This is a genomic window from Magnetospirillum fulvum (genome assembly GCF_900108475.1).
Taxonomy (GTDB): Bacteria; Pseudomonadota; Alphaproteobacteria; order Rhodospirillales; family Magnetospirillaceae; genus Phaeospirillum; species Phaeospirillum fulvum_A.
On the sequence record NZ_FNWO01000001.1, the window covers coordinates 295,515 to 307,556 of the forward strand.

General features: G+C 61.5%; 9 protein-coding genes. 8 read left to right on the plus strand and 1 reads right to left on the minus strand.

Annotated features, from left to right (window positions below):
• Position 1 precedes the first annotated feature (1 nt).
• From BLW40_RS01320 to BLW40_RS01350, 7 genes are all read left to right on the plus strand, one after another.
• Positions 2–628 carry a hypothetical protein gene (locus BLW40_RS01320; protein WP_074764742.1) on the plus strand — a complete coding sequence of 209 codons (627 nt, stop codon included), beginning with the start codon at positions 2–4 and terminating at the stop codon, positions 626–628.
• A complete protein-coding gene (locus tag BLW40_RS01325; protein WP_074764744.1) occupies positions 607–2,622 on the plus strand; it encodes a vWA domain-containing protein in 2,016 nt (671 codons plus the stop codon). Before BLW40_RS01320 ends, BLW40_RS01325 begins: the two co-directional genes overlap by 22 nt.
• The gene (locus BLW40_RS01330) at positions 2,619–3,341 is read left to right on the plus strand and encodes an ABC transporter ATP-binding protein (protein WP_074764746.1); all 723 of its coding nucleotides are present in this window, start codon (positions 2,619–2,621) and stop codon (positions 3,339–3,341) included. Before BLW40_RS01325 ends, BLW40_RS01330 begins: the two co-directional genes overlap by 4 nt.
• Positions 3,338–4,576, plus strand: coding sequence for an ABC transporter permease (locus BLW40_RS01335; RefSeq protein WP_074764748.1), 1,239 nt, complete (start codon positions 3,338–3,340; stop codon positions 4,574–4,576). Before BLW40_RS01330 ends, BLW40_RS01335 begins: the two co-directional genes overlap by 4 nt.
• Complete coding sequence (locus BLW40_RS01340) at positions 4,573–6,477, plus strand: formylglycine-generating enzyme family protein (protein WP_074764750.1); 1,905 nt, start codon at positions 4,573–4,575, stop codon at positions 6,475–6,477. The genes BLW40_RS01335 and BLW40_RS01340 overlap by 4 nt, the downstream gene beginning before the upstream one ends.
• An 18-nt stretch (positions 6,478–6,495) precedes the next feature.
• Positions 6,496–7,545: an SH3 domain-containing protein gene (locus BLW40_RS01345; protein ID WP_083386566.1), complete on the plus strand. Its 1,050-nt coding sequence runs from the start codon at positions 6,496–6,498 to the stop codon at positions 7,543–7,545.
• Between the two features lie 361 nt (positions 7,546–7,906).
• Positions 7,907–8,947 (plus strand): hypothetical protein, encoded by a 1,041-nt coding sequence (locus tag BLW40_RS01350; RefSeq protein WP_139305447.1) that lies wholly within the window; start codon positions 7,907–7,909, stop codon positions 8,945–8,947.
• A 59-nt stretch (positions 8,948–9,006) separates the two neighbouring features.
• Here the strand turns inward: BLW40_RS01350 and BLW40_RS01355 are convergent, their stop codons facing one another.
• Positions 9,007–9,657: a TetR/AcrR family transcriptional regulator gene (locus BLW40_RS01355; RefSeq protein ID WP_211656695.1), complete on the minus strand. Its 651-nt coding sequence runs from the start codon at positions 9,655–9,657 to the stop codon at positions 9,007–9,009.
• A 115-nt stretch (positions 9,658–9,772) separates the two neighbouring features.
• On the opposite strand from BLW40_RS01355, the gene shc reads away from it, so the two are divergent.
• Positions 9,773–11,941: a squalene--hopene cyclase gene (gene shc / locus BLW40_RS01360; protein ID WP_083386568.1), complete on the plus strand. Its 2,169-nt coding sequence runs from the start codon at positions 9,773–9,775 to the stop codon at positions 11,939–11,941.
• The last annotated feature ends 101 nt before the right edge of the window (positions 11,942–12,042 follow it).

Genomic DNA, 12,042 nt, shown 5'->3' on the forward strand with positions numbered 1-12,042 from the left:
CATGGCCATGATCGAAGGTATCTGCGCCAATTTGCCGTCGAAATGCAGCAAGGCCAAAAGCCGCGAAATCCAGCGGGTGCCCGACAATGCCGCCGTCTGCGCCGAGTGCGGCTTTGCGTTGAAACGTACCGCGCATAAGGGTCCGTTCCCTGGGCGTCTTGTCCTCATCGCGGTCGGTGCCGTACTCGCTCTCGGCGCAATCGGCGTCGGTCTCTACCACATCTTCAAGCCGCCGCAGTTCCCGGCTTGCGATGCCTCCGGCGTTGCTGCCGTCAGGAACGCTCCGCCCGAGACGGCGTTGGCGCTGGCGCTGGCCTGCCGTGACCAGGGGCAATTGGATCATGCCGTTCTGGTCTTGTCCGATCTGAAGGAAAAAGGCAGCGGCAAAGCCGCCTTGCTGCTGGGGGGGCTTTACGATCCGCTGGATGCGGGGCAGCAGACGCCAAAGCACCTGTCGCCCAGCATTCTGAATGCGGTCGAATTCTACCAACAGGCCTGCACCCTGAAGGAGCCGGAAGCTGCGGCCCGATTGGCAGCGTTGCGCGAATCGGCGATCAAGGAGGCCGAGTCCGGCGGTGACAAGCTGCTCCGCGATCTGGTGGACGCATGGCCGGAGTGCCCGTTGTGACGCCCCCCGTCCGCGCCCTGCTTCACTTCGGCATGGTGGCGGTGCTGGGCCTGATTCTGTCGGCGTCCGGCTGGGCCCAGGAGGTCGCGGGGCGTCAGCCTTTGCACATGCCCCAGGCTAAGGATGTGTATCAACGCATCCTGACCCTGCCCGGGGCCAGCCTCGAATCCCAGCCCAACGCAGCCGTCGGCAGCGCACCCCGCCAAGAACTGCCTGTTTTTTCAATATTTTACGTCTATGGCAAGAAGGCTGACTGGCTGGAAGTGGGCCGGGATTTGCGACGCGGCCCCGAAGGCTGGATCAAGACTAGCCTGACCCAGAACTGGTCGGTGATGCTGACCATGCAATATGCACCGCCGGGCCAGCGCGGGCGCGTGTTGTTCTTCGAGCGCCAGCAGGATCTGCGCGATCTGGTGACGGCGGTTGATCCCCAGCCCCTGGTCGATAAGCTGGTCGCTGCCGCCGACGCAGGCCAGAAGACCGATTTGCCTTTGTCTTCCATTGAGCCATCGGACGTGCGAGGCAGCCAACAGCCCAACGGCGTCTTCTACCTGATGCCGATTATCGACTTCGCCCCGGCTACGTTTGACGATTACAAGCCGGCTACGCTGCTGAAAGTCTCTCTCGTCAACGCCAACCCCGAGCCATCGACTCCGCCGACGGTTGCTTCGGCGGCTTCGTTGGCACCCATGCACGGCGCCATAGTGTTCGTGCTCGACACCACGATATCCATGAAACCCTATTTCGAGCGCGCGACCCGTAGCGTTCGGACCATCCTGACCCAGTTGAAGGCCAAAGGCCTGGATCGCAAGGTGGCGGTTGGTGTGGTGGCCTATCGCAACAACATGGGACAGGAGCCGCAGAAATCGGGCCTGGGTTACGTGGTCAAGGTGATCCAGCCACTTGATGCCAACGCATCGCTCGATGACGTCATGCGCGCCATGGATCAGTTGGACGAAGCCAAGGTTTCCAGCCATTCCTTCAACGAAGATGCGGTTGCCGGGTTGTGGACCGCCATCGAACAACTCGATTGGTCAGCCTATGAGAACCAGCCGAAACTGATGTTCCTGGTGACCGATGCCGGCGCGCTGGCTGGGAACGACCCCAAGGCCAAGTTCCAGGGCATTGATCTGTTGAATGTGATCGAAGCGGCCGATCGCAAAGGAATTGCCGTCAACCCGTTCCACATCGCCTCGCCGGGGGCCAAAAAGTTCAACAACGTCGTGCCGACAGCCAGCCAATACGATCGGTTGGGAAGAACCGTCGATCCTAACAGCAACAAATACGTACGGATCGACCCCGCCACGCCCGACAATTTCGACAAGCTCCTGCTGGGCTTCGAGAAAGGCATGGTCGAGACGTTCGAATCGTGGGGGCGCAATGCCCGTATCGAACGCCCGGTCATTCAAAGCGATGGCGAAACAGGGGCTTATTACAAGAACATCATCGTCAATGAATTGTTCAATTCCCAGCAAAGATACATCGGTGTCAAATCAAAGACGCAATCAAAGCCTGTATTCGATGCCTGGGCGGTTGATATGGATCTTAAAAAGCACGATCAGATCGCCCTTGACGTTTCCGTTTATCTAACCCGCAATCAATTGAATCAATTGGCCCTGTCGGCCAAGCACATCTACGATACCGCCAAGAGCCAGACGATCAGTTCAGACAGCATGTTCAGGCTGTTGCAGGCTCTGTCGGCTCAGACCGCCCAAGATCCCGAGCGGTTCAAAGGGGATGCGAGCAAGGTGGCCGACATGGGAATCCTGCCAAGCTTCCTGTCGCTTCTGCCCTATAAAAGCGATTTCCTGAATCTTACCTCTCGCAGTTGGGCGGAGAAGACACCCGACGCCCAAGCGTCGATGCTGGCACAATTGGCCTACAAAATCAGGGCCTATCAGAACATGAACGCCGATACCACCAAATGGAAGGACTTGGGCAGCGGCGATCGCGGGCAAGAAGTAATGCCGGTTCCCCTTGTGTATTTGCCATGACGCTGGGCCTTGCGATGGAAGGCTTGGTGCTCGACCGCAGCGTTGATGGAGGTGAGTTCGTCCTCGATCAGCCCGACCTGAGCGTTCCTGCGGGTGCCTCCATCGCCTTGCTCGGCCCCAGCGGCTGCGGCAAGAGCACCCTGCTCGACGTGATCGCTCTGATTTTGCGGCCGACCCGCTTACAGCGTCTCGCCCTGCGTGGCCGCGACGGTCGTTTGGTGGAACTGGGCCACACCCTGCGCCATGGCAGTTCGGACCAATTGGCAAGCTGGCGTTCCGGTCTGGTGGGCTATGTCATGCAAACGGGCGGTCTACTACCCTTCGCCACCGTGGGCGAGAACATCGCCTTGCCCCGTCGTATCCTGGGGCTGAAGGGCGATGCCATCGTTCAATCCTTGGCCCGGCGCTTGGGAATCGTCGATCTGCTGAACCGGCGACCGGACCGACTATCAGTGGGCCAGCGCCAACGGGTTGCCGTCGCCCGCGCCCTCTCCCACCAGCCGCCGCTGGTGATCGCCGACGAACCCACCGCATCGCTGGATCCGGCCATTGGCGACGTTACCATGGACCTGCTGCTCAGCGCGTGCCAGGAACTGGGCTCGACGCTGATTGTCTCAACCCACGATCACGACCGGGCACGTCGCTTCGGGCTCGTGCCCCTGGAATTCTCACCGGCCAATGGCTGCTCGCGGTTTCAGTTCCAGGCGGGTTTGACATGACGGCCCAGGCCCAAGCCCGCCTGATCTGGCTGGCCGGGGGCCTGGCCTGCCGCGACATGTGGCGAGACGTCCGCATGACGCTTTGCCTGCTGGTGGGGGTCGCAGCGGTGGTCGCGCCGTTGCTGGTTCTGTTCGGTCTGCGCTATGGCGTCGTGGAGGGCCTGCGCGACGAATTGCGGCGCAACCCATCCAGTCTGGAATTGCGCCCCCTGACCCAGGGGCGCTTCGACGAAGCCTTTTTCACTTCGCTGCGAGAACAGCCCGGCATCGCCTATCTGGAACCAACCCCCCGCTATCTGGCGACCATCCTGTCGCTGACCAGCGACCGGCAGCCAGCCGGAACCGAACCCGTTCAAGTGGATATGCTGCCCAGCCGGGCAGGAGATCCTTTGTTGTCGGGACTGGCTACTGGTGCCCCACCGCGCGATGGGATCATCTTGTCAAAGCCAGCAGCCGAACGCCTGCACGTGGGGGCTGGCGATCTGGTTCAGGCCCGCATCGCCCGCATCTACGCTGAACAGCGTCAGGAGGTTAACCTCCCCTTGCGCGTTCTTGCCGTGCTTCCGCTGGACCGCATCCGGCGGGAAGCTGCTTTGATGGCCCCGGAATTCGTTGTCGCCAGCGAAAACTATCTGGAAGGGCGCAACAGCAGTCTTTTCACCAACGCGGGCGAAGCCTTTGCGGAACCGCGCCGTTTCTTTGCCAGCTTCCGGCTTTATGCCGCCGATATCGACGCGGTGGAACCGCTGCGTGCCTGGCTGGTGGGCCAGGGCTTGCAGGTGGACACTGCTGCTGGCGAAATCCGAATGGTGCAGCGCTTAGACCGGGCTTTGCAGATGCTGTTTACAGTGGTGGCCGGTCTGGGTGGATTTGGAGCGGCCTTGGGCCTAGCCGTCAGCCTGTGGGGCAACGTAGAGCGCAAACGCCATGAATTGGGCGTGATGCGTCTGATCGGATTTCCCTCTGCTGCCATGGCTGCCTTTCCTCTGGTTCAGGCTGTGCTGATCACTCTGGGCGGCCTCGCCCTTTCGGTGGGCGTGGCCCTGGCGGCTGGGGGAATGGTGGAGAGGATTTTGTCCGGCACCCTCGCCGAGGGATGGGTCGCCTATCGCCTGCCGCTGGATGCCGTTCTCGTGACAGCGTCCATGGCCGTTCTGGCGGCGTTAGCTTCGGCTTTCATGGCCGGTCTGGCGGCCACGCGGCTTGATCCTGCCGAAACCATGAGGACATTGTGAGACGCTCCCCGCCGCTGACCGCCCCCTTCATTGCAGCGCTTTTGACGTCGCTGGTCAGCCTAGCGATCGCTGGCTCGGCCCAGGCGGCGGATTCATGGTGCCGGACCGACGACCCCGGTACCACCGAACAGATCCGTCAAGAGCGCAAGATCAGCAACGACAAGGTCGGCGAGATCGCCTGCCCTGCGCGGCTCAGTCCCGATAAATTTCCCGATGAACTGTGGCTTCCCCTGCCCTGCGGTCATTTCCTGGGGCTGCGTCGGGTTGAAATTCCGCTCCAGACGGTCCTGGATCAGAAAGAGATTTATCTCGGCGACGGCAGTGACGGCACGGCAGGTGCCGAGACCGAAGCGGACCAGACCCGGCACAAGGTGCAGTCCGGCGCTTGGCGGACAACCATTTCCGCGCCCTTAGCCCGACCAAAAGCCCAGAATGTGCGGTTCTTTTACATCGGCAAGTACGAAGTATCCGAAATTCAGTTCGAAATATTCCAACGGGGCCTGATGGAACCCGGTGCCGCTTCCGCACCCGGTGCCTGCGCCCCCATCGACGAGATGGCGGCCAAGGTGCCGGGCACCCGAGCCATGCCGACTACCCGCCTGAGCTGGATTCAGGCGCAGAGGTTCACCGACGCGCTGACACGCTATCTGATCAGTTTGGACCAGGCCAGGATCGAGAAGCAGTCGGCGCCCCAGGCCCTGCCCTGGGTGGAGGCCACGCCAACCTATCTTCGTCTGCCGACCGAAGTGGAATGGGAATTCGCCGCCCGTGGCGGTGAGGCCTCGCCTGCCACCCAGTTGCAGCGGCTCCATTCCATTCGCGACAAGGACGGAAAAACCGTTTTGCCGCCCTTGGAAGAAATCGCCTCGATCACCACCCCCCAGATGCGCACGCCACCGGGATACGAAGTCCATCCCATGGGACGCAAAAAGCCCAACCTGCTGGGCTTGTTCGACATGCTGGGGAACGTCGATGAAATGACGATGGACCTGTTCCACCCGATCCACCCCACCGGCACCCTGGCGGCCTTGAGCGGCGGGGTGGTGCTGCGGGGGGGCAATGCCACCGACCCACCAGACAGCATCGGGGTGGGGATGCGCCGGGAAAAGGCCCTTTACAACCGCAGCGGTGCCGCCCTGGGCAGCGCCACCGGCTTTCGTCCCGTCCTGGCCGGACCGTTTTTCGTCAACAAAACCAATACCCGCTTCGAAGAACTGGTGGGCAATCCCGAAGTCGATAAATTGCTCGTCGATGCCTATAAGCGCCAGATCGTTCCGGCTGGCACCGGTTCGGCCGAACGGCAGGCCGTGCTCGACCAGTTGAGCAAACTGAAGCAGGACAACAGTCGGCAGGCGGTGACCACGGCCGAAATGTCAAAGCGACTGGACGGGTTGCAGGGCGAGTTGGAACGGGCGAACGCCGCCGTTAATGAACGCGATCGCCGCAACCGGCAGCAATTGATTGAGAACCAAGTCAGCTTGGCCGTGGGCTACAACGCCCTGTACCGCCGCATCAGCGTGGCGCCCAGCCTGTTCGAGCTTATCGAATTCCGGGCCAGAGCCGCCAACGACGAGGGCAAAAGCCTCCAGGCGGCCACCAAGGAGATCGAATCCGGCAAACAATCCCTGGAACGCTTGAAGGGCACCAAGGCGGAAATGTTCCCCCGCTATGTGGATGGGATCGCGGCGATAACTCGGGATGGGAAAAAGGCGGTGGAGGAGGCGCTCTCGGCCGTGCAAGAGGCACAAAAATCCCGCAATGACCGAGACTATAGGCGAGCCTTAAAAGTTGTCACAAAGCACATTATTGAATACCTTGAGATGCAGCAATCGATCGATCCAAAACGACAACAGGAATGGGCGCGGGATCTGGAAGATCAATTCATTAAAGTAAGCGAATAGAATATCGAGGGGGTGGGGATGAGAGAATACAAGCAGAACCAAGCTATCCTTCCGGCTCGCCCGGTTCCGACGGGCTTCGCTCTGGGCTTGGCAGGATTGATGATGCTAAATGGCTGCGTCACCGCCAACAACCAGACCAGTATGGTCGGCGGTCAACCGGTGGTGGTCCAGGGCGATTTGTGCAGCATTCACCGGCAGCCCATTGCCGACATCCAGCGCTCCACCTTCAACGAGGGCGACGTGGCCACCACCGCCTTGGTCGGCATTGGGGTGGGGGTTCTGACCGGGGTGTTGTCGGGCAATAGTACTGCTGGCATCGCCGCCGGAGTGGGCGGAGCGCTCGCCACCGCCCTGGTCAGTTATTTGGATAACAAACGCCAAGCCAGCAAGGACCAAGCCTCTCTGCTCGCTGCCATTGATGGCGATGCCGTCCGCGATGGCGCTGGCGTGGACAAAGTCGCGGCGGCCGTATCAAGCTTACGCAATTGCAGATTGCAGCAATTTCAGCAGCTGGGTGACGATCTGAAAGCTGGCAAGATCACCAAAGAGCAGGCCCGGTCACAGTTCCAGACCCTGACCGAATACCGCAAGCGTGACGATCTGATCGTCAACGAAGTGTTGGGATCGGCGGAAAAGCGCGCCTCGCTTTACACCCAGGCCCGCATGAAGACCATGAACACCGACAATCCCGACTTGGCTTTGGGCATCGTCGAGACGCCAGCCGCCGCCCCCGCCGTAATCGTACAAGCAACCAAATCCTCCACCCCCTTGCGGAATGCGGCCTCTTCGTCGGCACCGACCATCGGCCAGCTTCCGGCCGGATCGAAGGTCGAACTGCAAGGCGAGAATGCAGGCGGCTGGACGCAAGTGCGGGCCAACGGTCAGGCTGGCTATATCCGCTCGTCGGCCCTGACGGAATCCGTCAAGAAGGTTGCGCCTCCTCCCGTCAAGAAGCCCCCCGAAGTGGCTAAATTCGCCAGCTCCGTCAAGACCATAAAGAAACAAAACGAAAGCTCGAGTCAGGATTTGGCATCGATGGAAGAAAGCGTCCGTACACTTCTTGACTAACACTGCGATCGGAAAGGCTGTCGCTCCATGAGAACACTGGCATCAATCGGCCTTGCCGTCGTCGGAACTGTAATGTTTTTTTACTCTATGTCTGGATTTTACAGCTATCTATTCACGGAGCGTATCAGCACGTTGATGGTGGTCGGATCGGGTTCGTTGGGCGGAAACAGCGAGGTTCTGCACCACTCGTCCCAGTCAGGGCCTGGGCTTCTCCTCCCATCGGTATTTCTGGTGGGAGCGTTTGCCTGTTGGGCAGGATCCTGGCTGATCACCGTTACCGCGCCACGGCGGCGCGCGCCACGGCCTTTGCACATGCGCCGCCGCCCTATGCGTTAAACCCTGGAGCATGCAGGAGGAGAAAATGAAATTCACTCCGCATCGGCGCGAGCGGCAAAGGTCGGCCCTGCTGGCAGGCGCCGGATTGATGATCACCACTCTGACGCTGGCCGGGTGTCAAGGAACTATCATTGCCCGTCAGGACAAGGATGACCGCTGCGTCGCCTTCCGTTCGGCCCTGGGCCATATCACCGATTATGACACCACGGATTCCGTGGGGCGGGCAACCGGGACGTTGGTCGCCTCGCCTCTGCTTCTCTTGAGCAGCGCTCTTTCGGGACAGAGCCCCGAAAAGGTGATGGAAGAGATCGATAGAAGACGCATCGAAAGCGGCCAGGAAGATAGGCACTATCAAGAGTCTTTTCTGAACGGAATAGTCCGCAACCATCCTTTCCTGAACGAGGTTCTACGCCCCCGGAACGATACCGAAGTCCGCATCAAGCGTTCCGGCAAAACCCTGCGCGAAGGTGATGGATACCTGATCGTCTACAAACTGAGGATGTGCCGGGAAGCCCAGTTGAAAGAGGTCGCCATCGACTACCAGGCCAAGCGCATCGACCGCGACGCGGCCCAACAGAAATGGACGGCGATCCTGGCCCGTAAGAAGGATGATCTGGATTTGGCGGAAAGCCTTGGCCAGAAAATTTACGGAAGCAACCAAACGACCGCAGACATCCCCGAACCCTGGGATCCCACCCAGGAGGCAGCCCTGGCCATGCGCGAGGCCCAGTTGAAAGCCGCGCAGCAGCGTGACCAGGAGGCTCTGCGGCATCGCTACCTGGAAAAACAGAAGGAACTGGAACATCGGGCCATGGCCGAGGCCCAACGTCGCGAACGCCAGAAGAAATTGGAAGCCGAACGTGCCACCGCCCTCGCTCAGCAGGCGGAAAAGCAGGCTGTCGAAGCCAAAGCCTTGTCGGAAAACCGCGCGTCTGCCGCAAAAACTGTGGAGTTAAGGTCGGCCATTGTTCAACAGAAGGTCGAGCTAAACAAGGAGACGAAAATGGCCTCCAACCCAGAGGATTTTTCAAAATACCTGTCCGCTCTTCGGACCGATCTGGATTAGGCCAGCAGGCAGATTTCACCGACCCGAGCGGCACGAAACCCTCTCGGACAACAAATGCGTTATGCCGTCGAGACGCCGGAGAGAAAGAGCCGCCAGGCATTCTCGAAAAAAGTCTCGCGGTCCTTTTCCGCGCGGAAACCGTCGAGGCCGAGCATCGCCTGATCGATCGCCCAGCCGGTGATCAGACCCATGATCGCCCGCTCGGTATTCTCGACATCGCAATCGGGCCGAATCTGGCGGTTCTGACGGGCGGTTTCGAGCAGACGGCGGATGCTGGCGACATAAGGCTCGGTCGCCTTACGCTGGATGCGCTCGACCAGATCGGGGAAACGGCGCGCCTCGGCGGTCAGCAGGCGGTAGACCGCGACGGATTCCGGCAACAGAACGAACGTCAGCAAGGTGCGACAACTTTCCTTCAGCGCCGCCAGCGGGTTGGACAGGTCTTTTTCGAACCGGGTCGCCGCCTCGACCAGAGGATGGCACAGGTTGGTCACCACCGCTTCGAACAGCTTTTCCTTGGTGGTGTGGCGGCGGTAGATGCTGTTTTTGCCGGTCCCGGCCTGCTCGGCAATGTGCTCGACCGAGGTCGCGGCGTAGCCATGCTCGATGAAAAGCCGGGTCGCGGTCGCCAGGATATGGCGGTCGAGCGCCTCCGACCCTTCGGCACACGGCCGTCCCTGCCGCCCGGAGCGATATGGCACCGACTGCATCCCGTTCATGGTCCCTCTGTTGCAAAAGTCTCTTGACATTCAAGACGTGAAAAACATATGGAACGGAACCGTACCGTTACGTTTCGGTTTTTTCCAGAGCTTTTTTTGGTGAAGCATGACCAATCAGCGCACTCGGCTCAAAGTCGCCTCCGAGCGGGCAGACGAAATTGACACAGATGGGGACCGCACCGCGACTCTCCCGGTAAGTCCGGTAGTAAATTCGGGCAAAAACAGTGCGCCGATTGGACTGGCCGCCAACACGGATTCGTCTCTAACCGTCAAGATCAAGGCGGCAATCAACGCTGCCGGGGACTGGCTGCTGGATCGTCAGAACGAGGACGGACATTGGGTCGGCCCGTTGCAGTCGAACGCCTGCATGGAAGCGCAATGGTGTCTGGCGCTGTGGTTCCTGGGCCTCGAAAACCATCCGCTGCGGCCCCGGCTGGGGCAATCGCTGCTGGAGACCCAGCGCGAAGACGGCTCATGGGAAGTCTATTACGCCGCTTCGGCCGGTGACATCAACACCACGGTCGAAGCCTATGCCGCGCTGCGTTCGCTGGGCTTTCCCGAGTCCGATCCCCGCCTGACCAAGGCGCGCGAGTGGATTTTGTCGAAGGGCGGCCTGGGCAAGGTCCGGGTGTTCACCCGTTATTGGCTGGCATTGATCGGTGAATGGCCGTGGGAGCAAACCCCCAACCTGCCGCCCGAAGTGATCTGGCTGCCCGACTGGGCGCCGTTCTCGATCTACAATTTCTCGCAATGGGCGCGGGCGACGATGATGCCGCTGGCGGTGCTGTCGGCGCGGCGGCCCAGCCGTCCGCTACCTCCCGGCAACCGGCTCGACGCGCTGTTCCCCGAGGGGCGCGAGCATTTCGATTACAGCCTGCCGGTGCGCGACGGTGCCGGATGGGGCGACCGCTTCTTCCGCGCCGCCGACAAAGCGCTGCACCGGCTTCAGGACATGGGGGCTCAGTACGGCCGCTTTGCGCCGTGGCGTGATGCGGCGGTACGCCACACCCTGGAATGGATTCTGCGTCACCAGGATGCCGACGGCGGTTGGGGCGGGATTCAGCCGCCGTGGGTCTATGGCCTGATGGCGCTGCATGTTGAAGGATACGCGCTCGACCATCCGGTGATGGCCAAGGGGCTGGAGGCGCTCGACCATCCCGGCTGGCGGGTCGATAAAGGCGAGGCGAGCTGGATTCAGGCCAGCAACAGCCCGGTATGGGACACCATGCTGACCCTGATCGCCTTCGACGATACCGGCCTCGCCGAGGCTCATCCCGAGGCGACCGCCAAGGCGGTGCAATGGCTGCTCGACCATCAGATTCGCCGCCCCGGCGACTGGTCGCGCAAGCTGCCGGGCGTCAAGCCGGGCGGGTGGGCGTTCGAATACGCCAACTCCCAATATCCCGATATCGACGACACCGCCGAGGCGTTGATCGCCCTGGCGCCGTTCCGCCACGATCCGGTCTGGCAGACGCGCGGCATCGAAGAGGCGATCACGCTCGGCGTCGATTGGCTGATCGGGATGCAGAGCGCCAGCGGCGGCTGGGGTGCGTTCGACAAGGACAACAACAAGCAGCTTCTGACCAAGATTCCGTTCTGCGATTTCGGCGAGGCGCTTGACCCGCCGTCGGTCGATGTCACCGCCCATATCGTCGAGGCGCTGGCCCGGCTCGGCCTCTCGGCGGAGCATCCGGCACTGGCCCGCGCCCTCGCCTTCATCCGCGCCGAGCAGGAAGCGGACGGGCCGTGGTTCGGTCGCTGGGGCGTCAATTACATCTATGGCACCTGCGCGGTGCTGCCCGCCCTGGCCACGATCGGCGAGGATATGAACCAGCCTTACGTCGGTCGCGCCTGCGATTGGCTGGTGTCGCGCCAGCAGGACAATGGCGGCTGGGGCGAAAGCTGCGCGTCCTACATGGACCCGGCCCAGGCCGGGTACGGCCCAGTCACCGCGTCGCAGACCGCCTGGGCGTTGATGGCGCTGCTGGCGGTCAACCGGCCCGAGGACCGCGCCGCGATCGAACGCGGCTGCCGCTATCTGGTCGAGCACCAGGAAAACGGCTGTTGGGAAGAACCCCACTACACCGCGACCGGCTTCCCCGGTTACGGCGTCGGCCAGTCGATCAAGCTGACCGACCCGGAAATCGCGCGGCGGCTGATGCAGGGCAGCGAATTGTCCCGCGCCTTCATGTTGCGCTACGACCTGTATCGCCACTATTTCCCGATGATGGCCCTGGGCCGGGCCGTCCGCTCCGGACGGGTGTCGGGAGCGTAAGGAGTCGGTCGTGAAAAAGTCCTTCGGCCTTTGGCCTCAGTGTACTTTTCCCCGGTTCAAAAAGAATCCCCGTGCTCAATCAAGCTTTCCGCGCGGGGATG